Genomic DNA, 26426 nt, shown 5'->3' with positions numbered 1-26426 from the left:
CATGAGTACTGACGCCGAACCCAGGGTGTTGCGCGAGGTCGTCCTCGAGCAGCTGGGCACCGGGGAGAGCCGCGCCTACAAGATGTGGCTGCCGCCGCTGACCGAGCCGACCCCCGTCAACGAGCTGATCGAGCGCGATTACCAGCGCGCGCCGCTGCGTTTCGCGCTGGGAATCATGGACGAGCCGCGTCGGCACCGGCAGGACATCTGGGGCGTCGACGTCTCGGCGGCCGGCGGCAACATCGCGATCGGCGGAGCCCCGCAGACCGGGAAGTCGACGTTCCTGCAGACGCTGATGCTGTCGGCCGCGGCCACTCACACGCCGCGGCAGGTGCAGTTCTACTGCATCGACCTCGGCGGCGGTGGCTTGATGTACATGGAGGATCTGCCGCATGTGGGTGGCGTCGCCACCCGTGCCGAACCCGACCGGGTCAATCGGGTGGTGGCTGAGGTCAAAGCGGTGCTGAGGGCCCGCGAGCAGGTGTTCAAGCAGTACCGCGTCGGTTCGATCGCGTCGTACCGCGAGATGCGGGAGGATCCGAACAACCCGGCCGCCCAGGACCCGTTCGGTGACGTGTTCCTGGTGATCGACGGCTGGCCGGCGTTCGTGGCCGAGTTCCCCGATCTCGAGCCGGCCGTGCAGGATCTCGCCGGTCAGGGTTTGGCGTACGGCGTGCACGTCATCATCTCCACGCCGCGCTGGACCGAGCTCAAGTCACGTGTGCGCGACTACCTGGGCACCAAGGTGGAGTTCCGTCTCGGTGACGTGAACGAGACCCAGATCGACCGGATCACCCGCGACATCCCGGCCAACCGCCCGGGCCGGGCCGTCTCTCTCGAGAAGCACCACCTGATGATCGGGGTGCCCCGGTTGGACGGCGTGCACAGTGCCGCCAACATCGTCGACGCCATCTCGGCGGGCGTGCAGCAGGTGGCCGCGCGTCACACCGAACAGGCGCCGCAGGTGCGGGTGCTTCCGGAGCGGATCTACCTGCATCAGCTCGACCCGAATCCGCCGGGACCCGACGCCGATTACCGGACCCGCTGGCAGGTGCCGCTGGGCGTGCGCGAGTCGGACCTCACGGTGGCCTACAACCAGATGAACCTGACGCCGCACCTGTTGATCTTCGGTGCTCCCAAGTCGGGCAAGACCACGATCGCGCACGCGGTCGCCAAGGCGATCTGCAGTCGCAACAGCCCCGACCAGGTCAGGTTCATGCTGGCCGACTACCGGTCGGGCCTGCTCGACGCGGTGCCCGAGTCGCATCTGCTGGCCGCCGGGGCGATCAACCGCAACAGCGCTTCGCTGGAGGAGTCGATCAAGGCACTGGCCGTCAACCTCAAGAAGCGGTTGCCGCCGCCGGACCTCACCACCGCGCAACTGCGGGCGCGGTCCTGGTGGACCGGTCCGGACATCGTGCTGCTGGTCGACGACTGGCACATGATCACCGCCGCCGCCGGCATGATGTCGCCGATGGCACCGCTGAGTCCGCTGCTGCCCGCTGCGGCCGACATCGGCCTGCACCTCATCGTGGCGTGCCAGATGAGCCTGGCGCACCGGGCGACCATGGATAAGTTCGTCGGCGCCGCCTACGGCGCCGGTTCGCCGACTCTGTTCCTCTCCGGCGAGAAGAACGACTTTCCGTCGCGGGAGATCATCGTCAAGAAAAGGCCGCCTGGCCAGGCATTTATGGTCGGCCCCGACGGCAAGGAAGTCATCCAGGCTGCCTATGTGGACCCACCCGCGGAATAAGTGTTCTCAGCACCCCAGAACGCCAGTTAGTATTTATCCAACGCACTCAGCAACGCTGGCGGCGGCCCGCCAGCAAAGGGATCGGGGGACAGGTTCCTTGGCGACTTGGCAAACTTCATGCCACGTCGGCTTTGAGTGCTTGTCCCTGGTTATTTGCAATCGAAACAGGGGAGCAAGCAAATGCAACCAATGATGCACAACCCGGGCGCCGAAGGTGTTGCGGCACAGGTCATCGCAAACGCGGCCCGTGGTCTGGCCGGCGGCACCACCGCTGCTGCAGCCGTCACCGCGCTGGTTCCGGCCGGCGCTGACGAGGTGTCGGCAATGGCGGCCATGGCGTTCGCCAGCGAGGGTGTCGAGGCTCTTGCGGCGAACTCGTTCGCCCAGGAGGAGCTGACCCGGGCGGGTGCGGCGTACCAGGAGATCGCGGGCATCTACAACGCGGTCGACGCGGCCCAGGCCACCACGCTCTAGCACGCCGTAGGCAAATTCGTCTTCAGATAGGGTCATCGAGTCATGGTTGCGGCACCACCCGTTCCACCGACCTGGTTCGCGTTGCCTCCAGAGATCAACACCGCCCGCTTGATGGTCGGTGCCGGTCCGGCACCGATGCTCCAGGCGGCGACGGGTTGGGAGGGTCTGGCGATCCTGCTCGAAACCCAGGCTGACGAATTGGCCGGTGCGCTGAGCAACCTGACCGCGGTGTGGAGCGGCACGGCCAGTGAGCGTGCCGTGGCTGCCACCATGCCGATGATCATGTGGTTGCGCACCATGGCGTTGCAGGCCCAGAAGCGGGCCCTGCAAGCCGGCGCCCAGGCGAGTTCGTACAGCCTGGCTCTGGCGACCACCCCGCCGATTCCGGAGATCGAGCAGAACCACGTCACTCACGCGGTCCTGGAAGCCACCAACTTCCTCGGCATCAACACGATGCCGATCGGGCTCAATGAGATCGACTACTTCGTCCGGATGTGGAACCAGGCGGCCGGGGCGATGGAGGCCTACCACGCCGAGACGACCGTCAACCTGCTGTTCGAGCCGATCATGCCGATGACGCCGATCGTTCTGCCCGGCATCGGTGAGACGACCGCGGCGGCGGCGCTCGCGTCGACGGCTCCTCGGACGGCAATGGGTGTGGCCCGCAATATGACGATCGAAGGGATCAGCGCCCTCTCCACGCTCTCGTCGATCAAATTGGCCACCGGCAATGCCGCCGCTCAGGCCAACCACGCCGAGCAGCGGGCGGCGGGCGCGGCGGACAAGGGCGAGAACGCCGCGAAGCAGGACAAGGATTCGTCCGAGAAGAACCCGATGCAGCAGGGCATGCAGATGGTCATGCAGATGGGGCAGCAGGCCGGGCAGTTGGCGGGACAGATCCCGTCGATGCTCCAGTCCCAGATGCAGACCTTCACCCAGCCCCTGCAGCAGGTCACCCAGATGGTGAGTCAGTTCACCAGCATGGGCGGCAGTCAGCAGGGCATGCAGTCCGGGCTGATGGGAGCGATGCCGTTCTCGAACCATCCGCTGGCCGGTGGCACCGGTCCGAGTTCGGGAGCCGGCCTGGTGCGCGCGGCATCGTTGCCGGGTGCGCTCGGTTCTCCGCCGCGCACGGCGCTGTTGTCCAGCATGTTGGGCATCAGCGGAGAGGCCAAGCCGGGCGCATTCGGTGGGGCCGCGGGCGCGGCAGGTCCGATGGCGCCGGTCGGTAGCGGCGCCGGCGGAGGCGGCGGGGCACCGGTGCACGCCGCCAAGAACAAGGAAGAGCAGAGCGGCGGCACCAAGGATGGCCTGGTGTCACCGACAGCGCTCACCTACGACCAATCAATAGAAGAAGACGACGACTGGTAAGTCGTCCACCACAAGAACTTTCCGGCCACCCGGCCGGAGGACTCGCCAATCATCACTGGTGAGGACAAAGGGAAAATAAGGGGAAATCCAACATGGCACAGATGAATACAGATGCCGCCGTCCTCGCCAAGGAGGCTGCTAATTTCGAGCGCATCTCGGGTGAGCTCAAGGGCGTCATCGCCCAGGTCGAGTCGACCGGCGGCGCTCTGGCGACGCAGATGCAGGGCCAGGCCGGCCAGGCCGCACAGGCCGCGCTGCTCCGGTTCCAGGAGGCTGCTGACAAGCAGATCCAGGAGCTGAACGAGATCTCGACCAACATCCACACCTCGGGTACCCAGTACACGAGCACCGACGACGATCAGGCCGGCAACCTGGCCTCGTCGATGAACATCTGACCTAGCTGACCTCGAGAACGGAGACAAGACATGACAGAACAGGTTTGGAATTTCGCCGGTATCGAAGGCGGAGCCGGTGAGATCCAGGGTGCCGTCAGCACCACCGCCGGTCTGCTGGACGAGGGCAAGGGCTCGCTCGCCTCGCTCGCTTCGGCGTGGGGCGGCTCGGGTTCGGAGGCCTACCAGGCCGTTCAGACCCGCTGGGACAACACGGCCAACGAGCTGAACTCTGCGCTGCAGAACCTGGCCCAGACCATCAGCGAGGCGGGGCAGACCATGTCCCAGACCGAGGCCGGCGTCACGGGAATGTTTGCCTGACACTGCTCGGTAACAAGCATGCTTCTGGTGGGCGGGTACTCGGACTATCTGGTGATAGCCGAACCCGCCCACCACTTGTGCTTGGGTGTAAAGATCTAACCATCTGTATTTGACTATCTGAGGGGTCCCCATGTCGGCCGACTATGACCGGCTCTTCCACTCGTCTGAACCGGGCAAACCGGTCGACGACGCCACCGCCATCGTGGACAGAGATGCCATTCTGAAGGCCGCCGCTGCCGCGCCGCCGCCACCGCCGCCGGTCCAGGCCGGGGACACCAGTTCCACGGATGTCCCTGTGGCCCCCACGGCATCCACCCAGACTCAGGCTGCCGCGCAGCCGCGGCATGCGGAGACCACACCGCAGATGCCGGCGCCGATGCCGCAGCCGCCGGCCACCGCGCCGCAGTGGCCGCAGAACTCGATGCTTCGCGCACCGCAGCAACAGCAGTTCGGCCAGGGCGCCCGTCACGAGCAGGCCCGCACTCTGCCAGGGCCGGCCCCGCGCGTCGCGCCCGGCCCGGCGCCGTCGCAGTTCGCCGACATCGACCCCGAGGTCAGTGGCCAGTGGCGGGCAGGGCAGGCGATCCCGACTCCCGCTGCGCCCGGCCCCACTTCGGCGGCCTCGATGGGCAATCACCGTGCGATCGACGCGCTCTCGCACGTCGGCGTGAAGACCGGCGTGAAGATGCCGTCCCAGCGCGGATGGCGCCACTGGCTCTACCTCACCACGCGGATCAATCTCGGCCTGTCGCCCGACGAGATCTACGAACTCGAACTGCACAGCCGGATTCGACGCAACGCCCGCGACTCCTACCAGATCGGCGTGTTCGGGCTGAAGGGCGGCGTCGGCAAGACCGCCGTCACCGTTGCGCTCGGATCGGCGATGGCCAAGGTCCGTGGTGACCGCATCCTGGCGATCGACGCCGACCCGGACGGCGGAAACCTGGCCGACCGGGCCGGGCGACAGTCCGCGGCCACCATCTCCGATCTACTGGCCGACCAGGAACTGTCGCGCTACAACGACATTCGCGCCTACACGAGCATGAACGGCTCCAACCTCGAGGTGCTGTCCTCGGAGGACTACAGCGGGGCCCAGCGTGAGTTCAACGACGAGGATTGGAAGGGCGCCACCGCGGTGGTGTCGCGCTACTACAACCTCGTGCTCGCCGACTGCGGCGCCGGCCTGTTCCAGAAGGCTTCCCGCGGTGTGCTTTCCACCGTGTCCGGCATGGTGATCGTGGCGAGCGCCTCGATCGACGGGGCGCGGCAGGCCGCCATCACGATGGACTGGCTGCGCCAGAACGGCTATCAGGATCTGCTCGGCCGGTCCTGCGTTGTCATCAACCACGTCACACCGGGCAAGCCCAACGTCGACATCGAGGACCTGGTGCAGCAGTTCGAGCGTCACGTGCCTCCGGGCCGGGTCATCGTGCTGCCGTACGACAAGCACATCGCGGCCGGCACTGAGATTCAGCTCGACCTGCTCGGCGACACGTTCCAGCGCCGCATCACCGAGTTGGCCGCCGCCCTGTCCGACGATTTCGACAGGCTTGAACGGCGTTGACCGCAACCGCAGCCGCAGCAGGCACCTCGACCACGACGCCCAGCAGGCCGTCCACCACCAGGGTCACGATCCTGACCGGCAAACGGATGACCGATCTGGTGTTGCCGGCCACCGCACCCATCGAGACCTACATCGATGAAACCGTGAGTGTTCTGGGCGAATTGCTCGAGGACACCCCGAAGGACATCCTCGCCGGGTTCGACTTCGCCGAACAAGGCATGTGGGCGTTCGCCCGCCCGGGTGCCCCGCCGCTGAAGGCCGACGAATCTCTGGATGACGCCGGGGTGGTCGATGGTTCGTTGCTGACCCTGGTGTCGGTGAGCCGCACCGAGCGGTACCGCCCGCTGGTCGAGGACGTGATCGACGCGATCGCCGTGCTCGACGAATCACCGATCTTCGACCGGACCGCTCTGAATCGCTTTGTCGGCGTGGCCATCCCGGTGGTGGCGACGGCCATCACGGTCATGTCACTTATCTCGTGGAGCGGTGCCGGCCAGGGCTGGTGGTGGGCGCTGGCGCTCGGGTTGTTCGGCCTGGGTCTACTGGGCGGCAGTTACGCCGCGCAGAGCCGCTACGACAACCTGGACCTGTCCGAGAGCCTGCTGATGGCCGCGACGATCGTGCTGGGTGGTGCCGCCGCATTGGCCGTGCCGTTGCCCTACGACGCGGATTCCCTTGGTGCACCGCAACTTGCCGGTGCCGGGGCGGTGGTGCTGTTGCTGACATTGGCAACGCGTGGCGGGCCGCGGCGACGGGCTGACGTGGCTTCGTTTATCGCGGTGCTGGCGATCGCGATCACCGGCGCGGCGATCACGGTCGGGTACGGCGGGGCCACCTGGGTGCCGGCCGGCGCCATCGCGTTCGGATTGATCGTGGTGACCAACGCCGCCAAACTCACTGTCGCAGTTGCCCGTATCGCCCTGCCGCCGATCCCGGCGCCCGGTGAGTCGGTGTCCAACGACGAGCTGCTCGACCCAGTGATCACGCCGGACGAGGTCGACGAGGCCTCACCCACGTGGAAAGCCATCATCGCTTCGGTGCCCGAATCGGCTGCACGACTGCAAGAGCGCAGCTTGCTGACCCGCCAGCTGCTGATCGGTTTCCTGTCGGCCGGTTCGTTGGTGTTGGCCGTGGGGGCTATCGCGGTTGTGGTGCAAGGCCACTTCTTCGTGCACAGCATGATCGTGGCGGCGCTGGTCGCGGTGATCTGCGGCTTCCGATCGCGGCTGTACGCCGAGCGGTGGTGCTCCTGGTCCTTGCTCGCAGCGGCCATCGCCGTGCCGACAGGTGTCATGGTGCGGCTGTGCCTGTGGAATCCGGGCAGCGCGTGGCTGGTCCTGGCGATCTACACGGCGGTGGGTCTCGTTGCAGTGATCGCGGTGGGCGCCACAGATGGTGTGCGCCGGGTATCGCCGGTGACCAAGCGGATCCTGGAGCTGACCGACGGTGCTGCCATCGCTGCGGTGATTCCGCTGCTGCTGTGGATCGCCGGCGTGTACGACCTGCTGCGGAACCTGCGTTTGCACTGAGGTTTACGGCCCGTGCGTTTGTGCGTTGACCGAGGCTGATGCCGCCTTTCCAAAGGTGGTATCAGCCTCGGTCGCGTTAATCGGGACACTACGGGGAAATAGTGCATTTGCACCCTGTGCGTGCGGCTTAGGCTAGCGAACGAGCGAAGCACGCTAAGCGCAACCGACGAAATCCGAGCGCCGCAACACTTTTGGTGGAACCACAGGGGAGATTTCCAATGAAAATGGCGTCAAATGTGCGCATGGGTGTGAGCGCGGCAGTAGTTGTTGCGGTGGGATTGCTCGGGGCTTGCTCGGCAAATGTGAAGTTCAGCAATACGTCCGGGGTTGACAAGGCCAAGTTGGCAGAGGTCGTCAAGCAGAAGCTTGAGGCACAGGTGGGGTCGAAGGCGGATTCAGTCGTGTGCGAGGACGATCTCCCCGCAAAAGTAGGGGCCACACAGCGCTGCGTGTTGACCGCCGGCGGCACCAAGTACGGCGTGACTGTCACGGCCAACTCAGTTGAGGGAGGCGAGGTCAAGTTTGGCGCCAAGGTCGATGACGAGCCTTTGGGGTAGCGGCTTGGGTATCGATTCTGCGCGGCGGTTGCCGGATTTCCCTACTGTTGGGACGTCGTGAGAATCCGACAGGCTGGTTCACAATGGCGATTCTCTAGCCGGTGGCTGCAAATGGACGCTGCGTGCCGATTTCTAAGCAGCCGTAAACGGTCTGACCAGTGAATTGACAAATGATGAGTCGTGCGCGTCCATGCTGAGCACCTAGAACTTGTGCGTTCGGCACGCCCACACCTCGGGTAGCATTTTGCTCAACCACTGGTAGAGGGGACTGTCAACGCTCGTGGCTGGAGTGTTGTTCGGCGCCGTAACCGCGTCGTCTCGTTCCGGGCCTCGACGCCGCCGGATGGGCGGGCCGCCGGGTCTCCTCGCGTCTAGTTGATGGGGGTGTGTGGTGAACGGTGAGTTGCGGGTCAACATTGCCGAGCTACGGGTGGGCGCCATGGGGTTCAAGGATGCCGCCGATGCACTCCCGGACCCGCCGAGTGCATTTCCTTCGTTGGGCACAGATCGGTTTGCACAGGCGCTGACCAGCCGCACCAACGAGGTGGAGGCGCCGCTGCAGGACATGATGCCGACGACCAGAAGCGACGCGCGTGCGACGGCAACCAATATTGGTACGGCCGCTGATAGGTATGAAAAGACCGATCAGCAGGCGCACGCTGATGTCAATGCCCGGTTAGCAGAATTTGACTCGAAATTCGGTTCGTCGAGCGGCGGCGGTGGGGCCATGGATGCGATGGGCCAGTTCGGACAGCTCATGCAGATGCCAATGCAAATGGCTCAACAGCTGGGCCAGGTACCGATGCAGATGGCTCAACAATTGGGTCAGATCCCGCAGACGATCATGCAGAGTGTGCAGCAGCTCGGGCAGATGGGTAGCGGGCTCGGCCAAGGCGGTGCCGGGTCAGAAGGCGCTGCAGGTGGTCCTGGCGGACCGGGGCCTGCACCGAAGGCAGAGGACGCGGCTGACGGCAATGACCGGGAGGACCGCGACGACCGCGATGAGCGCGATGAGCGCGATGAGCGCGATGAGCGCGATGAGCGGAAAGATGAAGATGAGCAACGCGAAGGTGCTGCGGCGCCCGACGGTGGTACGCAGCGGGCTCCGGCGGCTGGGCCTTCGCAGGAGTCGGCACCTACTGCGCCGAAGGTAGAGGCGGCGCCGGCGCAGCCGACGCGCCGGCCGCCAGCCGACCCATCAATCTTGTTGTGACCAACAGTGTGTTCGTTTACGTGAAGGTGTGGTGATGACTCTTCCTCCCCAGGGGCCCTACGGTTCGCAACCCGGCGGGGGTGGTGGGCCGCAGTGGGGCGGGCCACCACCGCAAGCTCCGGGCGGTCAGCCACCGTATGGCCCGCCGGGCGCGCAGTGGTCGCAGCAGCCGTGGGGAGCTCCGCCGCCTCACAACAACGGCGGTAAGGGTAAGTGGATCCTGGTGGGTCTCGCGCTGGTCGCGGTCATCGCTGTCAGCATCGTCGGCACCGTACTTGTACTGCGCCCAGATTCAGGCGGTGGCAACGGTCAGCAGAACACCGCCAATAGTGGGTCCGAATTTGCGAGCGCTAACGACACCGGGCCGGCGAATATCATCACGGAAGACCCCACTTGTGCGGCATGGGGAAAGATTTCGGACGATGTAACCGCAGCTTCTAATGCAGCTAAATGGAATGACCAAGATTATTCTGTCCCAGCAGAAGATTGGAGCCCGGAACAGCGTACGGCATTTGAGAAAGAAAGCATTGTATGGGCAACGGCTATCAGCAAGGTCGGTAATCTTGCCAAGCAGACACCGCATCGAGTAATGCGTGAACTATACGGTCAGTTCATCGCGTATGCCCAAGCCGTGATCGATGCGATCCCCGAATACAAATCTGATGATCAATACATCGTGATCGCTACTAACAAATTCTTTTCTGCGATAAACGAAGTATGTGATGCTATCTATTTCCGTGCCGCACAGGAAACTGCACCACTGATTGCTGCCCCTCCGGCTCCGTCTGATATTTCTTCCTTAACCTCTGAGAGCCTGCGGGAAGTAGGGCGATTTCTTAACAAACCAAATAGCACGTGCGCTGACTGGACAGCTATGGCCGAGCGTTTTGATAAAGACACAAAGGCGTGGCGTGCCATTGACACGAATATTTCCGCCGGCGAGTGGACGCCCGAGCAGAAAGCAGTCATCGACGCTGCTATCCCGGTCATGGAGACCAATGCTGATGATATGGAGCGATTGGGACGGGGTAGTGGAAATGCCGTTTGGGAAGACCTCGCGGTATTCGCAGCCCAGTATAGGCGAGCGTACATACAAGCCGTACCTACATACACACCGAAGTACTCGCATCTGACCGTGGGAGCGACACACGTATCCACTGCTATCTACTGGGCGTGCAAGGCGGCAGTATGAGTGCGGTTGCTCGCCCCGCGCCAGTCGGTCCAGTAATCCTGGACGATATTACGGATATTATTGCTTTTCTGGGCGGGCAAATTGCCAAACCGAGCGGCAACGAGTATTTAGATCTCATGACGGGTCCGGGGGCGTGGCCGGAGTTCGATGAATCATTGTTCGATCAGCGCAAAGAGATGCTAAGTGGCATTAAATCGACGGTGACTCAGGCGCGTACAAGTTGGGACGCTATACATGCCGCCATTTTCAACGGACTGTTGGTGTGGGCGGGGGGTGGCGCGTCAGCTGCGGCAACGAAAGCCGAGCAACACAGTAAAGCGATGCAGGAAGTCGAAAAGCAACTCGACGCGGCCATTGAATGGTGCGCTAATGCGTGGCTAACGACCCGAAATGCGAAAAAAGCAATCGCCGATTATTCCTGGCTCACCCTCAATAAAATTACAGACTACTTAAATAGGGAAAATGAAAACGGGACGGACGAAAAAGAAGCCAAAAATGCGGCCAAGAAGATGGCTGAACAAGCGTACCTCGCTAACAAGCAGTTTCTCGACACCCTCGCCGATAGTCTGAGTGGGAAAAGCGAGGACACCGGTTCCCCGCCGTCGGAGCGCCATGCCGCTGCACCGCTGGACAACGAGACAGAAGGATCTGGATCGGCATCGTCCGGTGGAGGAGCACCGGATTCATCGAACTCGTCGTCAGCATCGCTTATGAGTAATGGGGCGCCGGGGCAACACCAACCCAAAGACGGAGGGTCCGCGGGTGGTGAAAAGGAAGGGGCCGACGCATCGGCGAATGATTTGGGTGACCATGGGTTTTCCGCTGATGCTGCACCTGCGGCTGGCCCTGCAGGCGGTGAGAACCAAGGGGCGAATCCTGGGGCGAATGATTTGGGTGACCATGGGTTTTCCGCCGATGCCACACCTGCGGCTGGCCCTGCAGGCGGTGAGAACCAAGGGGCGAATACCGCGGCGAATGACTTGGATGACCACGGATTGTCCGGCGATGCCACACCCGCGTCTGTTCTGCCCAATCTGGCCCAGTCAACGCCCGGCCGCCAATCGCCCGCAGGCCCAATGTCTCCTTCCCTTTCGTCGGCGCCAAGCGCCCCAAGCGCGACTTCCTTGTCCAGCGCCGCGAGCGGTCTGTCGAGTGGCGGGGGCGGATCACCGGCGTCCTCTGCGGCCAGTACGGCTGGCGCCGGTCTAGACCCGTCAAAGGCCGCAGGCCAAGCACCGGTCGGCGCCGTGCCGAAAGATCCGTTGCAAGCGTTCTCCCAGGGCTTTGCCGATTCGGCCGGCACGCCGGTGCACGCCGCCTCATCCGGTGGCGCACCGCCGCCGTTGGCTCCATCACCTGCGGTTCCGGCGAGCGACGCGATGACACCAGCCAGTACGGCAGCGGCAGCGCCGGTGTCGCAGGCAGGCACACCAGCCCCAACTGCTCCGGTTCAGGCTCCGGCGCCGGGTGGCTCCATGGGCGGCGGTATGGGTATGGGCGGCATGCCGTTAGGCCCGCCACCTACCGCGCCTCCCGCTGCACCGGTCCAACCGGCAGCTGCTCCGCCTCCTGCCGTCCCACCGCCGGCGAACATTGCCGGTGGCGCTCAGGTCGCACCGATTCCGGTGTCAGCCGCGCGTGCCGAACGCGACGCCGCACAGAATGCGGCGAAGCGAAGTTCGGATCCGCTCGTACTGGCGCGCCGCATCGCCGCGGCGCTCAACGCGCCGGACATGCTTAATGTCGAGGACTACGACTTTTACTGGATCACTGCGTTGACCGCCCAAGGACAGATTGTGGTGGCCAACAACTACGGGTTGGCCTACCTGCCCGCGCAGGTGCGGTTGCCTGAACAGGTGAAGTTGGTCAGTGCCGACGAGTCGATTCCGCCCAACGAGCGTGCCTCCTTTGCGATCCATCCGATGGTGGCTGTTCAGCGTTGGGCCCAGCATCATGACACGACGTTGCGGGCAGTGATCGGCGGTGAAGAGCACCTCGCGAACTCCGACGCGGGTGCCCACAAGGTCGTGCTGACACCGGAGGACATCCCGGCGAAGGGCCAGATGCCGGGCCGGGACCGTTTGCAGGTAATTGCCCCGCAGATCGCTATGCGGCTGGCAGGGTTCAGCGACGCCGACCTCATCAACATCCTCCCGCCGGCATCGGCCGACACCAGCCCACCCGAAGATCGTCGGACGGCGTTGTGGGAAGCGGTGTGGGAGCCGCTGTGCAGCAGCGCCTCCGACCGCGGGCAGGTGCACTTGCAGGCATTCTTGGCGTATGCAATCCACGCTCAAGAGTGGTCAGTGTATGAGGCACACGCGGCAACGGACGGCCCCGCTCAACGCCGAGCCGTCACCGATTTCATTTACTGGCAGCACGTGGGCCAGTTGATCGCCGACGGGCTCGATACGTAGGCGGTCGGCTCATGGCCGATGAGACGTCGCAGCGTCGTTGTTGCGGGCCGCACTGACGCAGCAACCGGGCAGCAAAAGAAGTGAACATCGTCCGGGCCGCCTGCCCATATGATTATCGCGAGAAACCGATGCTGCGGGTCGCTTGGACGAAACTGCCGTTCGGCCGAAATCTTGGTTTCGTCACTGGTGCCCGCGATCGTATGTCGGCGGCATCGACATAGGGAGGATGAATAGCAGTGGCAGAAGGGGTGGTCGGGTGGTCGTCCGACGAGATGAAACGGGCGGCCGAGAGAATTACGGCGAATCCGGCGTCAGCATCACCAGTATCCGACCCGGGGGCACCGGACTCGTTGGAAATCACGGCCGCCGCGTTAAACCAACTCAAGGCGTCTTCCAGCAGATTGGAATTGACTTTTGCGGCTGCTGACACCGAGGCGGGGCGTATGGCGTCAGCCCTACGTGCCGGTGCCGATGCTTTCGACAAGGTTGTCAGCCAGTCGAAGGAAGAATTCGACAAGCACATGCATAGCGACGGCGCCCGGCCTTCGAACAAGGTCGAGACGGTGGTTCCAAGCGGGGTAATGGACGCCGCACCGGCCACCGTGAATGTCCCTTACCCTGCCCCAGCAGAAACGGGCGGCTTCGCTAATTGGCGAGAGTCTGCGAAAAAGATCCACAACGGCGACGGTACGTCGGCGCTTAAGGACTTCAGTACCGAGTGGGCCCGCTGCTACAGCTGGCTCGGCACGCACGTGAACGATTTTGATGCGCCGAATGGTGACGGCACCGCAGCCGATGCGTACACGAACGCGATGAACCTCCTGCGTGGCTGGTGGCACGACATGATCCTGGAGTGCGGGCGGATGGTCCAACAGGCGGAAAATTTCATTTCCGCGCACAGGGATCTTGTCAGTGAGCATCCCACACTGGATGATGTCGCAACCTATGAGAAAATGGATCCGGGCGGTCTCGTCAACGTCATCATAGGCCTCTCACCCATGGCATCCGTGGGCCAAGCCCTGGGCAAAGGCGCGCTGAATAAGTATTTTCAGGAGCGGTCGGAGGCGGCGCTGAAGAAATATGCAGATCGCGTCGCTTTCAAAGAAATTAGGCCCGGCATGCCTCCGTCAATTCGCGGAGTGCCGTCGACCAATCCCGGAGATCAGCCACCAGGTGTCAATCCACCAGGTACCAACGCGCCGAATGCCAGCGCACCACCGGGAGGCGCAACCCCCGAGGTGCCGGAGATACCGTCGGTGGATACGCCGTCGATGTCGCCCGCCGGTGCTGATCCGTCCGCTGGGCAGGGGTCGGGCGGTTCTCCCAGCGGTGGCGGCGCCCCAAGCGGTGGCGCCCCGTCCGGTGGTGCGCCCTCAGGCGGCATGCCGAGCGGCGGTCTGCCCAAGGGCCCTGAGGGCACGCCGGAGGTGCCGGGCCTTGGGGAACCTAGCCTCAAGCCGGCTAGCGCCGGCGGGGGTGGCGGCGGCATGGGTGGCGGAGGCGGAGGAATGCCCGCCGGCCCACTCGGCCCTGCTGTCGGAGCGGACTCGGTGGGGGCTTCACCTGCCGCCGCCCGGGGCGGTGGCGTGCCCGCGGGCGCACCCGGTAGCGCCGGTGCCGGTGGTATGGGCGGTGGTATGGGTGGTATGGGCGGCGGACATGGTCAAGGCCAGGGCAAGGAAAAGCGCCGCAACCCGAATCTTGCGGAGGACGAGGACCTTTACGTCGAGGACCGTGCCTATACCGAGGCGGTCATCGGTCGCCGTGCACGCAAGGATGTCAAGGACGGCAAGTAGATAGAAGGCAATGGATACGCTCGCCGGCGACACGATCTGTGTCGTCGGCGAGTTTTCTTGTACACCACGCCGTTTCTGCGGCAATCCGTGTCAAACGAGCCAACGCGCTACGCCACCAGGACGAGACGGCTGTATCGGAAGGTGTCAGATTGAGGTCGGCGGGGGCGCGTGTCGACCCCTTTAGCTAGAGCGGCTTGGCACGCATACCGCTCTGTGATTCCAACGCATGAAGTCGGTCCAGCGCGCGCCCATCGGTGAGCTCACTTCGCTGTTCGGGGTGGTGCCAATAGAACCGCACCAATTCGATGAGGGCTGTGCCCTTCGGGGTGTAGCTGCCGGGCGAGTCCATCAAAAGGACCGAACCGTCCTTCATGGTGATCACCATGGGGGTCCAGAAGCGCTCCTCCTTCGGCACCTTGTCCTCCACCGCGGTGATGTCGTCCCACTTTCCTGAGTTCAGTGAACCGAGATTGGGAAATTCGAACTCCTCGGGAGTTAGTAGCAGGTAGCTAGTGCCCCCTTGGCGTTTGAAGACAAACCAAAACCATCCGGCAAGCAGCCCAGTGCCGCCGAAAGCGATGGGAAATACTTCCCCCATTCCGTCGGGTAGTGGTAGATAGAGCCAGCCGGTGAACCAGGCGACCAGCATCGACAATCCCGATAGGGCCAGGGCGGCACACGATCTCCGCTGAATCGCATCCAAGCGACGATCCGGACGGAGCAACATTCCCCGATTCGTCGAACGCGGCTTGGACCACAGCTTTATTCGACGCCGCCAACTGCGCTCCCACAAACAGCCAAGTCGCCGCCAGCCCAAGCGCGATCACCGCGGTGATGAACGCCAAGTGCTTGATCGCGACGAACGCCCAGACTCCGCATACCAACGCAAGAATCAGGTTGAGCGCGATACCAAACCGTCTGCTGAATGTTTCCATCTCGCCCCACTGCGTCAGCGGATGTGCAGGCCGACCTCATCCGCGCCTGCAGGAACCTCAGCCCAGCTGCGGCCCATCCGCGGTCAATTCCGCCACCATCGCATCGAGCCGTTCGCGGTCAGCCTCGATGGACGCGGTCGCCGCAGCCGTCGCCTTCTGGATCGCTTCGTTGAGCCGCTGTTCCACGGCTTGGGCGCCCAGCCGCAGCAATCCTTCTTTGATGTACACGTCGATCAGATGGTGGTGGCCATTGAGCGTGACTTCAACGCTCTGGGCTTCGTCTGCGGCCGTGAATGTTTCGCTGTTCATCTTGTGCAGCTGATCATCCATGAGCGATTGCAGCTGCTGCGCTTGACGCAGTACCGCAGCGACCTGCGGGTGCATCTCATCTGTCACTTCGATTCCTCCCGACCCTTCTGGGACCCCTCTCCCAGGAAGCTTGATGTCATTGCTCGAGCGCCATCTGGTAGCGGCTCTCTTCACGCGGATTGATCAACGTGATCGGCAGCTGACGGTGCCGTGGTGTGTCAATGAAGTTGGGCCGCAGGATCACTCGGCCGACGCCCTGGTGCGGGCCCAGGTACGTCGTGGCGTTCGGCCATGCGACGCGTGGCACCCGGCCGACGCGCCCGTTGATCATCGTGGCGAACTCACGGAACTGAGGACTGAGGGTCACCACCGCACCGGAAGCGGCGGAGCGGATGACGAACTGGGTGAACAGACGCGCGTCGCCGAGGTTGATGCTGACGTCGACGTTGTCGAACGGCATGTACACCGGGTAGCGGTCCGATGTCTCACCAACGAGCACCCCGGCCGAGCCGATCGGCAGGTCGTAGTGCTTGTCCGTGACGGGCGTGAGACCTTGAAGCGCCGCTCGCTGCCCGCCGTAGAGGCAGGAAAACCCGCGCGGCGTAGTCGGATTCGACAAGGTCGTGAGCAACACCGTCGACGTCGGCGCCGCCCCGGGACGAATGCGGACACACGTGGTGGTGTGGTCGGCACGAGCCGACCACCAGACGTCGGGGCCGCCGGGTGCGTTGTATGCCGCGGTGAAGGTACTGCGGCCCTTGATCACCGACCAGGTTTCCTTCTCGAAGCTGATCTCGGTGGCCTTGTCGTAATCGTCGAAGCTCCGTGAGCACCGCGCGTCGATCCCGTTGCTGGCCAACTGATCCGCGATGCGGGTGGCCGATGCCACCAGGTACCGGGCCAATCCGGACACGCCGCTGTCGCGGCGCTGAGCCGAACGCCGGGTCTTCTCCGGGTCGGCGCGCAGCACGATCCAGGTGCGCCGGTTCGCCGGCGCCGGGTACGGGCCCACCACCTGCTCGTAGAGCGCCACCAGGCTGGACGGCGCGGTCTTGCCGACGCGATAGCCGGCCGACACCACATCGGCCTCCAGGTCGGGACAGTGCGCCCGGAGCAGCTTTTCGACCAGTTTGGTGCTGACGGTGTCATCCGAGACGGCGTTGCCGTTGACGATCACGGTCGGCGTGAAAGGCCTTGGCATCAGCTCGATTACTGCGACCAGATAATCGCCTTGCCAGCGCACGGCGACGTGATCGCCCGGCATGACCGTGGCCCCGACCGCGGGCTCAGACGGCACGTCCGGGGTGCTGCGGTGGCGTCGCCGCCAGGAGAAGATCGCCCTGACCCAGCCGGTGAGCCGGTAGCCGCGGATGGTGAGCACCGAGAAGATCGCGATCAATACCGACAGCGTGATGCCCAACCAGAGCAACTTGAAGTGCAGGCACACCGCGATGCACGCCGGGATCAGCGTGGCCGCCCAGATCGCGTGCCCGGTGGTGAATCGGAAGCCGAAGTTCCGGCGCAAGAAGTTCATTGGCGCCGCCGCAACGCACGACGGGTCATCGCAGCGATCCCCAGGATCAGGGCCAGCGCGACTCCGGCGACCACGACACCGGTGATCGGGCCACGGTCTGGCGGCGGAATGTACACCGGCGGCGGTACTTCCTTGACCCGGAACGGCGCCTTGGCCGGACCCTCGGGCACCTCCCAGGTGAGTGCGGCGACCGGATCGACCACGCCGGCACCGACGTAGTTGTCGACGCCGCCGCCGGGATGGCGCGCGGTGGCGGTGATCCGGTTGATGACCTGGGCGGGCGTGAGATCGGGGTAGCGCTGCTTGACCAGTGCGGCCAGACCGGAGACGAAGGCGGCCGAGAACGACGTGCCGTTGAGCGGCACCGGGCCATCCTCACCGGGAGTGGCGTTGACCGGCTGGCCCTCGTAACCCAGCGCGGTGAGGTTCTCGCCCGGAGCCGCCGCGCCCAGCCACGGACCTGACATCGAGAAGTTGCTCGGCTGCCCGTTCTGGCCGACGCTGCCGACGGTGAGTACCAGCGGGTCGTACCAGGCCGGGCTCACGATCGTCTGCACACCCTTCCAGCCGCGCGCATCGGCGGGGACCGACGGATCCGGCGGCGGGTTCTGGTTGCAGTCCTGGCCGGTGTTGCCGGCGGCGACGACGATCACCGCGCCCTTGACGTTCACCGCGTAGTTGATGGCTGCGCCCAGGCTGGTCTCGTCGATCCTGCGGGTCACCTTGTAGCAGGCGGCCTCGCTGATGTTGATCACTTGGGCACCGAGGTTGGCAGCGTGCACCACCGAGCGCGCGAGGCTGCGGATGGAGCCCGCGGTCTGGGTGGTGTTCGGGTCGTTGGGATCTTGGCGCGAACCTTTGGGCTGGAACGCGACCGACGTCTGGCGCAGCGAAATCAGTCGGGCATCGGGGGCCACACCGATGAATCCGTCAGTGGGCGACGGGCGGCCGGCGATGATCGATGCGGTCAGCGTCCCGTGGGCGTCACAGTCGGACATCCCGTTGCCCGCGGCGTCGACGAAGTCGCCACCCGGCTCGGCCGGGACTCGGGGCGAACCGTTCACACCGGTATCGATAACCGCGACAGTTACGCCGGCGCCGGTTGCGAACTTCTGCGCCTCAGCGAGCTTCAGGTAGTCGGCCGCCCACGGTTTGTCGGCGAAGTTCGAATTCGGCATGACCGTCGGCGCCGCGCAGATTTTGCGCTGCTCGGTCGGCTGGTCGGGACCGGTCTCATCAGGTGGAACAGCGGCGGCATCGATCGCTGGCGGATCGATCGCGAACGCCGGCGGCGCACTGAATAGGGCCAACAAAACTGCCAGCAGCATCACGGCTAAGCGCTGCACGCCTCACACTCCCCCAATGACATCGGACATGTCTGCAGTGTGCTGGTGCACTTTCAGCAAACAATATCCGGCCTGTTCAGAAACGCATCGTCTCACGTCAAGCCGTCCGGCTATTTGCACGCAGGCAATCATAAGGGTGCCCAGGTGAGGCTGATGACGCTTTGTTCCCGCGGTGAGTGTTGCACGCGGCAATGCGGGAGTCGCGGCGGGCTCCGTTGGCGTAGCGATGCTGGCCCTCGGAGGGCCCTGGGCGGGTCAATTGTCGGGGATCGATGTTGGGTGGACGTTCTGTCAGCGCGCTAGCATCACTTAGGTCAACACCCCAGTCGAGTATGCCAAAAGGACATGCGCACTATCGGCATGCGCGTCAATGGCCTCGCGGGTGAGTGGACACCCTCGCCAGCACCATGTAATTCCGGCCGGATAGAGATCGGACATCGTCCGGGTTAGCTAAGACTTAAGTCGCCTGCGGACATTTGGGTGGTGTGGATGTGTGACGTCCCCTTGAGCTCGTCAGTGCGCCTGCCCGGAGTGCCGCGCGATGAGTGCGAGTTCGGCCTGCCCGGCCTGTTGCGGAGTCGCCAACGGCATGTTCGTCGCCACGAAGTCGCGGGCTTCGTCGAAGCCCATGCCCTGCTCCACGAGCATGTTCACCACCCTGATGTGCACTACTGCCGTCGCCCTCTTGGCGGCCACGCCGGCCACGACGCGGATTTCGTCGGCGAGTTGGGCCTCGGTCAGGGTGGTGACCTGCGGGTCCAGGTCTACTCGGGCGACGGAACCGTTGAGGTAGGCCATGACGGTGACTGTGCCCGGCGGATTCATCGTCTGGACTACCGGGATCTGCTCTTCGTCCGCGGGTTCGTTTCCGGCATCGAAGGCGCCGAAGCCGTCGTCCGTGTCGTCCTCGACGTGGCGGCCGGTGTAGTCATGGACACCGTCGAGACCTGTGTCATGCGTCGTGCCGTGGTCGGTGCTGTCCACCGCGCAGTCCGGCAGGGCATCGAGTGCGGATCCGCCATCGTCGAACACCGGGATGTCGAAGTCGAGCGCGGCGAGGCCTGTGTCGTCGGCGTCGTCATCGTCCCAGCCATCGGAACCGTGAGGCGTCATGTGTCAGTCATATCCCATCGCAGTCCACCAACCGACGATCGGCCGGTCACACTTCACCGGGGGTGCATCTCCTTGCCGAGATCTGCTCCGGCTTGAGTATCGGTCTGGTCATACTGCGCTGCCGCGCTATCCAGCTTGACCGACATGTCCTGCGACACGGACGCCATTGCCGCACAAGCCGCAGCTCGGGCGTCATTGGCCATCCCCAGTGCCGTGATGCTGGCCAAGCAGATCGGGCCGTGGCTCGCGAACATGGATACGCCGATCCCATCTGTGACTTCGGCGTTCAACTCGATAAACGTCTTTGCCAAGCTTTGGCCATCGGACAGTTCGCGAACATGTGAGGACGTGACGCCTAGCGTGCCGTCAGACATTGATCGATCCTTCCCCAGTACCAGTCGATGATCCAGCGGACGGGGACCATGGCCTTGAAGTTGTATTTCCGCCGGGCGGTGATCCGACCGCTGGTGCCGCTCCAGTGGGCTTGGCGCCAGCCGCAACCTCCCGGTAGGCGCTGGCTGCTCGCCCGAACTTCTGCGCATTCGCAAGAGTCAGGGCTTCCATTGTCCCAAATGCCGCTAACGCGCCGGGCATCGTCGCGGCGACTGCACTGAGCTCGAACACCATCTGATTCGCTGGGCCGGTCGGCGGGATCTTCCCGATAACAATCGCAATCGGGATCATGAAAGTCAGTAATGTTGCGGAGACGTCGAGGACGTTACGCGTGGCCTTTATTTGCTGCGCCTCGTCGGCGATGATGCCCTTAACGTCGGTGTCGATTTGGCCCATCGTTGAGGCACGGTCTTGCTGCCGCTCGTTCTGGGCGGTATAAGCGTCCGATCCGCTGCCGTGCCATAGCTCGGTCGGTGTTGCTCTCTTCAGGACATCTGAGATTGCTGTGAAATTGTCAGCGCCCTTTGCGAAACGGTCACCGGTATCCGGTTCGCCCATTCCGCACATCAACTGCATCCCATTGAGGGTAAGCAGGGCGGCGCCGATGATGGGTGTACCGAGACCCTTCATTTGCTTGTTGCTCGGGTTGTACGCCTCTTTAAACTTACTAGGAGTTGACTCGCCGAAGGCCCCGAATTTATCGCCGAACTTATCGACGAGTTTGGGCCCGATTTTATCCCCGAATTTATCGATCAATTTCTCGCCGCCCATTTGGGCAGCCCCGGTAACGTCCGCCGCAATGCCGCTCGCCGCTAGAATCGTATCTCCCAGGCTATCCGAGCCTGCGAGGGCATCGATGTGTTCGTAACTTCCCTTGATGGCGAAGCCATATTCGGCGAACGACTTGACTGTCTCCAGGTTTGTCAGGCCCATCAATCCCCACCTTTCGCTTAGCTGTACGAGCCTAACAGGGGGCCGCCGCGGTCGGTGCGCGATTTTTGAGTGGTGGAGAGTGCCAGCAGGACGGTCAGATAGCCAGTCCTCCGATGTAGGCTTGCCGGCATGCTTGCTCTTGGTGGAGCGATCGGACCGTTGTCCGGACGTAGCTGGCCGGACAGCCCCGAAGCCGCCTTGGCCAACCTGATCGTCCTCGTGTGCGCCGTGGTTATCAGTGTTGCGTTAATTGCTCTGGCGGGGTGGTTCCTCTGGTGGTGGGCGGGCACCAACCGTCCAAATGCTTACCGCCGACGGCTGGAGAAAAGGTCGGCTAAATTCCGTGCGCGCTGGCCGCAAGAACAGTTGACCTACGCACCTTTTGTTGAGTTGAGCAACGAAGCGCAACGGTGTTGGACTTTGATTCTTATGCGCGAAGATTCGGAAGAATCATCCGATGTCGCGGGATTGTCAAACGATGTCTCCGAGTTGCGTCATTGGGTAGATGCCGTAGTGGGTGCGTTGAATTCTGCCGCTGATCAAGATCGGCAGGCTGCAATCGGAAGGTATTTCGAGTGATATTGGCCGGTGACTTTGACCTGAGTTCCCGTTTGGAGACGCTTCCCGTCGTGGTGGCTATTATTGCGGGAATTGGGGTCACGTTTGCGGTCATATTTTTTGGACTCGCATGGCATTTGAAGAAAGCGTCCTATCAGAAAGCGGCTCGTTTATATACCTTCTCATCAGCATTCTGGGCGCGGTGGCCGGGTGAGCGGCTTTGGGTGGCGCCCTACGACGACTTGGCTGCTGAAGCCGCCAGATGCGAGGAGATCCTCGGAAGCATGGGCCTGATACCGCCACATTATGACCGCAAAGAAAGTGGTCCTGTGGTGCAGGCGAACGATGCAGACAAGAGCAATTGGCGCATCGACCGTGAGGCCCCCGCATTCCGGGCCAAGCGCGGCGCCGTGCTCCAGGCGATGAGTCACGCCGTTGCGCAAGGCAGAGGACCGCAGGCACCGCCGTACAGCGTGTGAAACCCGTCGGTCAACCCTTCTTCGAAGTGATTGCGGCTCAGGGCATGGCCCCCAGCCTTAATTCTTCATGCGGCCTTGTGGTCGGCGGTTTGTTTTGGCAGGCGGGTCGGTGGTGCTGAGTGTGGCCCGTGAATGTGACAGGTCGCACTGTCGAGCGCCGGTACGTCGTCCTACGCGTCCAAATCCTGCTCCACCAGTCCCGCCACCGTGGCCAACGCGTCGGCATCGTCGGATGCCACGGTGACCTGGGCGCCGTTGCCGGCACCCAGCGTCATGATCATCAGTGCCGAGCCGGCGTCGACGGGTTCGCCGCCATCCATGGCCAGGGTGACCGGAACGCCTGCGTTGACCACGGCTTCGGCGATGATCGCGGCGGGGCGGGCGTGCAGGCCGATGGCGGAACCGACGGTGACAGTCTTGCTGGGCATTGTTTCTCCTTTGGGTTGTGACTTAAGGGTTGTGACTCAGGTGGTGGCCAGCGCCGGGGTTTCCGGTGTGGTGACAGTTGGTTTGGCGAATTGTTTGGCCGTGATGACGGCCAGGGCGGCGACGACCGTGCCGGCCGCCAGGGCGACCAGGAACCACAGCAGGTTGCCGATGGCGAAGAATACGAAGATGCCGCCGTGGGGCGCTTTCAGGGTGACGTCGAAGGCCATGACGAGGCCACCGGTGACGGCTCCGCCGAGCATCATCGAGGGGATCACCCGCAGCGGGTCGGCCGCAGCGAACGGGATGGCGCCTTCGGAGATGAAGGATGCGCCGAGAAGCCAGGCTGCCCGGCCGTTTTCGCGCTCCGGCTCGGTGAACAGGCCTGGGCGCAGCGTCGACGCGAGTGCCATCGCCAGCGGCGGCACCATCCCGGCCGCCATCACTGCCGCCATGATGCGCAGGGTGGCGGGGTCGGCGACGTTGAGGCCCGCGGTGGCAAATGCATAGGCCGCCTTGTTGACCGGGCCGCCGAGGTCGAAGCACATCATCAACCCGAGAATCACGCCGAGCACCACCACGGAGGTTCCGGTCATCCCGCCGAGCCAGTTGGTCAGGCCGGTGGTCAGCGCGGCGAGTGGCCGGCCGAGTAGCAGGAACATCAGCAGGCCCACGATCAGCGAGGCGCCCAGGGGGATCACCACCACGGGCATCAGTCCGCGGAACCACTGCGGCACTTTGGCGGAGCTGATCCACTGCGCGGCGAATCCGGCGATCAGCCCGCCGACGATGCCGCCGATGAACCCTCCGCCGACGAAGACGGCCACGGCCCCGGCGGTGAAACCCGGTGCGATACCGGGCCGGTCGGCGATCGCGAACGAGATGTAGCCGGCCAGGGCGGGCACCAGGAACATGAACGCCAGCCCACCGAGCGTGAACAGCACCGCCCCGAGGTACTGCGTCAGACCACCGGGCGGCAGATCGGCCAGGGTGTTGGTGACGGCGATGTGGTGGCCCAGGGAGTTCATGCCATACGACAGTGGTTGCCCACCCTCAGGGGTATTGCCGATGTCGTATCCGGCGAACAGGAAGCCCAGCGCGATCAGCAGGCCGCCCGCGGCGACGAACGGAATCATGTAGCTCACGCCGGTCAGCAGGATCTGCCGAATCCGCGTGCCCCAGCCGACGTCGCCGGCCGCCGCGGGTGCGGTCTCGCCGACAGTGCCGGCCACCCGTGGGGCGTCCGGATCGCCTGCGGCCCTGACGGCTTCGGAGATCATGGCGTCGGGTTCGTTGATGGCGCGTTTGACCCCGGAGGCGACGACGGGCTTGCCTGCGAACCGTTGCTTGTCCTTGACGCCGACGTCGGTGGCGAAGATGACCGCGTCGGCGGCGGCGATGGTGGCCGCCGGCAGCGGGGTGGAGCCCGAAGACCCTTGGGTTTCGACGGTCAGAGCCACGCCCGCGGCCTCGGCGGCCTGCTTGAGCGCGTCGGCCGCCATGTAGGTGTGGGCAATGCCGGTGGGGCAGGCCGTGATCGCCACGATCGACACCGTCTTGGCCGGCGGCTCGGGAGCAGGGGGCGCCGCGGCAGGCGCCGGGTTCACCACACCGTCGACGAGCGTCACCACCTCGGACACACTGCCGGCGTCCCTCAGGGAGGCCACGAAATCCTTGCGGACCAACGCCCGCGCCAGGCTGGAGAGCAGCTTCATGTGTTCGGCCCCACCGGATTCCGGTGCGGCGATCAGGAACACCAGGTCGGCCGGGCCGTCGGGGGCGCCGAAGTCGACTTTCGGTGACAGCCGGGCGAAGCCGATCGTAGGGGCGTCGACGAAGGGCGATCGGCAGTGGGGAATGGCGATGCCGCCGGGCAGGCCGGTGGCGGATTGGGCTTCGCGGGCCATCGCGGCTGCCACCAGGCCGTTGGTGTCGTTGGTACGGCCGGCCCCGGAAAGTGCAGCGACCAACCGCGTGATGACGGCTTCCTTGTCACTGCCCGCGTCGACATCGAGCAGGACCAGATCTGGGGTGATGATCGGTTGAGTCATGACGACACCTTCAGTGGGTGGGTATGGACTGCCTCGAGGTCCAGTTGGGCCGGCCCGGGCAGGGCGGATCCGGGTAGTGCCGCGGCGGCGCTGCCGTATGCGACGGCCATCTGCAGGCGTCGCGGGGCATCGGCACCGGTGACGGCGGCGCGCAGATAGCCGGCCAGCGACGCGTCGCCCGCACCGACGGTGCTTCGGGGCACGATCGGCGGCGGCGTCGCCAGCCAGGCACCGGTGTTGTCGACCAGTACCGCGCCGGCGGCGCCCAGGGTTGCCAGGACCGCGCCGACACCTCGCCCGACAAGCTGCTCCGCTGCGGCCACCACTGGCGATGGATCGCCTTGGCATGCAGCGGATTCCAGCTCGACTGCGGATACCCCGGCCAGGTCGGCGAGCTCCTCGGCGTTCGGCTTGATCAGGTCGGGTGCGGCTACCTCGAACGCGGCGGCCAGCGCCGCCAGCGGTGCCTCGGAGGTATCGACGGCCACCCGGCAATTCCGCGGCGCCAGCAGTGCGACCAACTGGGCGTACCAGTCCAGCGGCATGCCGGGGGGCAACGACCCGGACATCACCACCCAGGACGCATCCTGTGCCTTGGCCAGCACGCACCGTGTCAGCGCCGCCAGCGCCTCACCGTCGACCACGGCGCCGCGCTCGTTGAGTTTGGTTGTGGTGCCGTCAGATTCGGTGATCGCGATGTTGGTTCGGACGGGCTCCGCAAGAGGCACGCCGGTGAACGGAACAGCGAGAGCCCGCAGCGCGCTCAACAGGGGGTCGGAATCGGCGGCGGGCAGGACAGCTTCTGCCGGGACGCCGGCCAGGGTCAGTGCGCGGGCGACATTGATGCCTTTGCCGCCGGGTTCGACGGTGACGGAATCGATGCGCTGCACCGCTCCGCGCAGCAACGGCGATCCCAACGTGACGGTGCGGTCGAGGCTGGGGTTCGGGGTGACGGTGACGATCATGCGATCACCACCTCGACGCCGCGTTCGGTGAGCAGAGCTCGGTCGGTATCGGAGATCTCGCTGTCGGTGATCAGGGTGTCCACACTGTCGATGGGGGCGAAGCTGACGAAGTCCTCTTCACCGACCTTCGATGAGTCCGCGACCACCACAACGTAATTCGCGGCCTGCACCATGGCCCGCTTGACTGCGGCTTCCTCGGTGTCCGGTGTCGACAGTCCGTGCCGGACGCTGAGGGCGTTGGTGCCGATGAATGCGATGTCCACCCGCAGGGTTTCGAGCACCCGCAGCACCTGCTCACCGACGGCGGCTTGGGTGAGACCGCGGACCCGTCCGCCGAGCAACTGCAGGGTGACGGTGGGCATTGTGGCCAGGTGGCCGGCGATGGGCACGGAGTTGGTCACCAGCGTGAGTTCGCGATCCGTCGGCAGTTGGGCGGCAACGCGCGCGGTCGTGGTCCCGGCGTCCAGCAGCACACTGGCACCGGTCAGGGGAAAGAAGTCGACGGCGGCCGCGGCGATGGCGTCCTTCTGCGCGGCGCGGGTGGTGTCGCGTTCGCCGACGCCGGACTCCACCAGGTGCAGTGTTCGGGCGGGGACGGCGCCGCCGTGCACGCGGCGTACGACGCCGGCCTTGTCGAGCACGGCCAGATCGCGGCGGACGGTCTCGGTGGTGACGTCGTATGTCTGCGCCAATTCGGCGACCGAGGCGCGGCCCCTGCTCATGACCAGCGCGGCGATGGCCTGCTGGCGCTCCTCGGCGTACATGAGCCTCCGTTTGTGTGGATTCGAGCCCGATTGGATGTGGA

25 protein-coding genes are annotated in these 26426 nt (G+C 64.6%); 14 read left to right on the top strand and 11 right to left on the bottom strand.

What is annotated here, in order from left to right:
- Position 1 precedes the first annotated feature (1 nt).
- From eccCb to K6L26_RS00820, 12 genes are all read left to right on the top strand, one after another.
- A complete protein-coding gene (eccCb, locus tag K6L26_RS00875) occupies positions 2 to 1753 on the top strand; it encodes a type VII secretion protein EccCb (protein ID WP_036390667.1) in 1752 nt (583 codons plus the stop codon).
- 180 nt (positions 1754 to 1933) lie between these two features.
- On the top strand, positions 1934 to 2227 hold the full coding sequence (locus tag K6L26_RS00870) for a PE domain-containing protein (protein WP_036390665.1): 294 nt from the start codon (positions 1934 to 1936) through the stop codon (positions 2225 to 2227).
- A gap of 42 nt (positions 2228 to 2269) precedes the next feature.
- Positions 2270 to 3598: a PPE family protein gene (locus K6L26_RS00865; RefSeq protein WP_064894479.1), complete on the top strand. Its 1329-nt coding sequence runs from the start codon at positions 2270 to 2272 to the stop codon at positions 3596 to 3598.
- A gap of 92 nt (positions 3599 to 3690) precedes the next feature.
- Positions 3691 to 3993: a WXG100 family type VII secretion target gene (locus K6L26_RS00860; RefSeq protein ID WP_019346986.1), complete on the top strand. Its 303-nt coding sequence runs from the start codon at positions 3691 to 3693 to the stop codon at positions 3991 to 3993.
- A gap of 30 nt (positions 3994 to 4023) precedes the next feature.
- Positions 4024 to 4311, top strand: a complete 288-nt coding sequence (locus K6L26_RS00855; protein ID WP_036390663.1) for a WXG100 family type VII secretion target — start codon at positions 4024 to 4026, stop codon at positions 4309 to 4311.
- A 130-nt stretch (positions 4312 to 4441) separates the two neighbouring features.
- A complete protein-coding gene (locus K6L26_RS00850; RefSeq protein WP_019346988.1) occupies positions 4442 to 5875 on the top strand; it encodes a MinD/ParA family ATP-binding protein in 1434 nt (477 codons plus the stop codon).
- Positions 5872 to 7404, top strand: coding sequence for a type VII secretion integral membrane protein EccD (eccD, locus tag K6L26_RS00845; protein WP_019346989.1), 1533 nt, complete (start codon positions 5872 to 5874; stop codon positions 7402 to 7404). The genes K6L26_RS00850 and eccD overlap by 4 nt, the downstream gene beginning before the upstream one ends.
- Positions 7405 to 7622: 218 nt before the next feature.
- On the top strand, positions 7623 to 7961 hold the full coding sequence (locus K6L26_RS00840; RefSeq protein ID WP_234788558.1) for a DUF4333 domain-containing protein: 339 nt from the start codon (positions 7623 to 7625) through the stop codon (positions 7959 to 7961).
- A gap of 391 nt (positions 7962 to 8352) precedes the next feature.
- Positions 8353 to 9174 (top strand): type VII secretion target, encoded by an 822-nt coding sequence (locus K6L26_RS00835; protein ID WP_064917928.1) that lies wholly within the window; start codon positions 8353 to 8355, stop codon positions 9172 to 9174.
- 223 nt (positions 9175 to 9397) lie between these two features.
- Positions 9398 to 10366 carry an ESX-1 system-associated protein gene (locus K6L26_RS00830; protein WP_221852442.1) on the top strand — a complete coding sequence of 323 codons (969 nt, stop codon included), beginning with the start codon at positions 9398 to 9400 and terminating at the stop codon, positions 10364 to 10366.
- Positions 10363 to 12783, top strand: a complete 2421-nt coding sequence (locus K6L26_RS31580; RefSeq protein ID WP_245008664.1) for an EspK C-terminal domain-containing protein — start codon at positions 10363 to 10365, stop codon at positions 12781 to 12783. Before K6L26_RS00830 ends, K6L26_RS31580 begins: the two co-directional genes overlap by 4 nt.
- 236 nt (positions 12784 to 13019) lie before the next feature.
- The gene (locus K6L26_RS00820; protein ID WP_221852440.1) at positions 13020 to 14579 is read left to right on the top strand and encodes a PPE domain-containing protein; all 1560 of its coding nucleotides are present in this window, start codon (positions 13020 to 13022) and stop codon (positions 14577 to 14579) included.
- Positions 14580 to 14763: 184 nt separating this feature from the next.
- Here K6L26_RS00820 and K6L26_RS00815 read toward each other — a convergent pair whose 3' ends face one another.
- The 7 genes from K6L26_RS00815 to K6L26_RS00785 all read right to left on the bottom strand — a co-directional run bounded on the left by K6L26_RS00815 (position 14764) and on the right by K6L26_RS00785 (position 21142).
- Complete coding sequence (locus K6L26_RS00815) at positions 14764 to 15228, bottom strand: hypothetical protein (protein ID WP_221852438.1); 465 nt, start codon at positions 15226 to 15228, stop codon at positions 14764 to 14766.
- Between the two features lie 343 nt (positions 15229 to 15571).
- Positions 15572 to 15910: a YbaB/EbfC family nucleoid-associated protein gene (locus K6L26_RS00810; RefSeq protein ID WP_064894472.1), complete on the bottom strand. Its 339-nt coding sequence runs from the start codon at positions 15908 to 15910 to the stop codon at positions 15572 to 15574.
- 49 nt (positions 15911 to 15959) lie between these two features.
- Positions 15960 to 17357 (bottom strand): type VII secretion protein EccE, encoded by a 1398-nt coding sequence (gene eccE / locus K6L26_RS00805; protein WP_019344375.1) that lies wholly within the window; start codon positions 17355 to 17357, stop codon positions 15960 to 15962.
- Positions 17354 to 18703: a type VII secretion-associated serine protease mycosin gene (gene mycP / locus K6L26_RS00800; protein WP_036390657.1), complete on the bottom strand. Its 1350-nt coding sequence runs from the start codon at positions 18701 to 18703 to the stop codon at positions 17354 to 17356. The genes eccE and mycP overlap by 4 nt, the downstream gene beginning before the upstream one ends.
- 513 nt (positions 18704 to 19216) lie before the next feature.
- Entirely contained in the window at positions 19217 to 19816 is a 600-nt protein-coding gene (locus K6L26_RS00795; RefSeq protein ID WP_221852436.1) for a hypothetical protein, read from the bottom strand.
- Positions 19817 to 19869: 53 nt separating this feature from the next.
- A complete protein-coding gene (locus tag K6L26_RS00790; RefSeq protein ID WP_221852435.1) occupies positions 19870 to 20190 on the bottom strand; it encodes a type VII secretion target in 321 nt (106 codons plus the stop codon).
- Positions 20183 to 21142, bottom strand: a complete 960-nt coding sequence (locus tag K6L26_RS00785) for an EspA/EspE family type VII secretion system effector (protein WP_221852433.1) — start codon at positions 21140 to 21142, stop codon at positions 20183 to 20185. Before K6L26_RS00785 ends, K6L26_RS00790 begins: the two co-directional genes overlap by 8 nt.
- Positions 21143 to 21271: 129 nt before the next feature.
- Here K6L26_RS00785 and K6L26_RS00780 point away from each other — a divergent pair, with 129 nt between their 5' ends.
- Entirely contained in the window at positions 21272 to 21721 is a 450-nt protein-coding gene (locus tag K6L26_RS00780) for a hypothetical protein (RefSeq protein ID WP_221852431.1), read from the top strand.
- A complete protein-coding gene (locus K6L26_RS00775) occupies positions 21718 to 22179 on the top strand; it encodes a hypothetical protein (protein ID WP_221852429.1) in 462 nt (153 codons plus the stop codon). Before K6L26_RS00780 ends, K6L26_RS00775 begins: the two co-directional genes overlap by 4 nt.
- A 170-nt stretch (positions 22180 to 22349) precedes the next feature.
- Here the strand turns inward: K6L26_RS00775 and K6L26_RS00770 are convergent, their stop codons facing one another.
- The 4 genes from K6L26_RS00770 to K6L26_RS00755 are packed head-to-tail and all read right to left on the bottom strand — an operon-like array spanning position 22350 to position 26385.
- Positions 22350 to 22607 carry an HPr family phosphocarrier protein gene (locus K6L26_RS00770; RefSeq protein WP_221852427.1) on the bottom strand — a complete coding sequence of 86 codons (258 nt, stop codon included), beginning with the start codon at positions 22605 to 22607 and terminating at the stop codon, positions 22350 to 22352.
- Positions 22608 to 22643: 36 nt separating this feature from the next.
- Positions 22644 to 24656, bottom strand: coding sequence for a PTS fructose transporter subunit IIABC (locus K6L26_RS00765; protein ID WP_221852426.1), 2013 nt, complete (start codon positions 24654 to 24656; stop codon positions 22644 to 22646).
- On the bottom strand, positions 24653 to 25621 hold the full coding sequence (locus K6L26_RS00760) for a 1-phosphofructokinase family hexose kinase (RefSeq protein ID WP_221852424.1): 969 nt from the start codon (positions 25619 to 25621) through the stop codon (positions 24653 to 24655). Before K6L26_RS00760 ends, K6L26_RS00765 begins: the two co-directional genes overlap by 4 nt.
- Positions 25618 to 26385, bottom strand: a complete 768-nt coding sequence (locus K6L26_RS00755; protein ID WP_064894469.1) for a DeoR/GlpR family DNA-binding transcription regulator — start codon at positions 26383 to 26385, stop codon at positions 25618 to 25620. The genes K6L26_RS00760 and K6L26_RS00755 overlap by 4 nt, the downstream gene beginning before the upstream one ends.
- Between the last annotated feature and the right edge of the window lie 41 nt (positions 26386 to 26426).

The organism is Mycobacterium farcinogenes (assembly GCF_019739075.1).
GTDB lineage: Bacteria > Actinomycetota > Actinomycetes > Mycobacteriales > Mycobacteriaceae > Mycobacterium > Mycobacterium senegalense.
The sequence above is the reverse complement of the archived record's forward strand: the minus strand, read 5'-3'. Positions and strand labels throughout refer to the sequence as shown.

Bases quoted from the DNA above. Each gene is read 5' to 3' on its own strand.
- eccCb (WP_036390667.1), top strand. From the start codon at position 2: ATGAGTACTGACGCCGAACCCAGGGTGTTGCGCGAGGTCGTCCTCGAG.
- K6L26_RS00870 (WP_036390665.1), top strand. From the start codon at position 1,934: ATGCAACCAATGATGCACAACCCGGGCGCCGAAGGTGTTGCGGCACAG.
- K6L26_RS00865 (WP_064894479.1), top strand. From the start codon at position 2,270: ATGGTTGCGGCACCACCCGTTCCACCGACCTGGTTCGCGTTGCCTCCA.
- K6L26_RS00860 (WP_019346986.1), top strand. From the start codon at position 3,691: ATGGCACAGATGAATACAGATGCCGCCGTCCTCGCCAAGGAGGCTGCT.
- K6L26_RS00855 (WP_036390663.1), top strand. From the start codon at position 4,024: ATGACAGAACAGGTTTGGAATTTCGCCGGTATCGAAGGCGGAGCCGGT.
- K6L26_RS00850 (WP_019346988.1), top strand. From the start codon at position 4,442: ATGTCGGCCGACTATGACCGGCTCTTCCACTCGTCTGAACCGGGCAAA.
- K6L26_RS00840 (WP_234788558.1), top strand. From the start codon at position 7,623: ATGAAAATGGCGTCAAATGTGCGCATGGGTGTGAGCGCGGCAGTAGTT.
- K6L26_RS31580 (WP_245008664.1), top strand. From the start codon at position 10,363: ATGAGTGCGGTTGCTCGCCCCGCGCCAGTCGGTCCAGTAATCCTGGAC.
- K6L26_RS00815 (WP_221852438.1), bottom strand. From the start codon at position 15,228: ATGCTGGTCGCCTGGTTCACCGGCTGGCTCTATCTACCACTACCCGAC.
- eccE (WP_019344375.1), bottom strand. From the start codon at position 17,357: ATGAACTTCTTGCGCCGGAACTTCGGCTTCCGATTCACCACCGGGCAC.
- K6L26_RS00795 (WP_221852436.1), bottom strand. From the start codon at position 19,816: ATGACGCCTCACGGTTCCGATGGCTGGGACGATGACGACGCCGACGAC.
- K6L26_RS00790 (WP_221852435.1), bottom strand. From the start codon at position 20,190: ATGTCTGACGGCACGCTAGGCGTCACGTCCTCACATGTTCGCGAACTG.
- K6L26_RS00785 (WP_221852433.1), bottom strand. From the start codon at position 21,142: ATGGGCCTGACAAACCTGGAGACAGTCAAGTCGTTCGCCGAATATGGC.
- K6L26_RS00780 (WP_221852431.1), top strand. From the start codon at position 21,272: ATGCTTGCTCTTGGTGGAGCGATCGGACCGTTGTCCGGACGTAGCTGG.
- K6L26_RS00770 (WP_221852427.1), bottom strand. From the start codon at position 22,607: ATGCCCAGCAAGACTGTCACCGTCGGTTCCGCCATCGGCCTGCACGCC.
- K6L26_RS00765 (WP_221852426.1), bottom strand. From the start codon at position 24,656: ATGACTCAACCGATCATCACCCCAGATCTGGTCCTGCTCGATGTCGAC.
- K6L26_RS00760 (WP_221852424.1), bottom strand. From the start codon at position 25,621: ATGATCGTCACCGTCACCCCGAACCCCAGCCTCGACCGCACCGTCACG.
- K6L26_RS00755 (WP_064894469.1), bottom strand. From the start codon at position 26,385: ATGTACGCCGAGGAGCGCCAGCAGGCCATCGCCGCGCTGGTCATGAGC.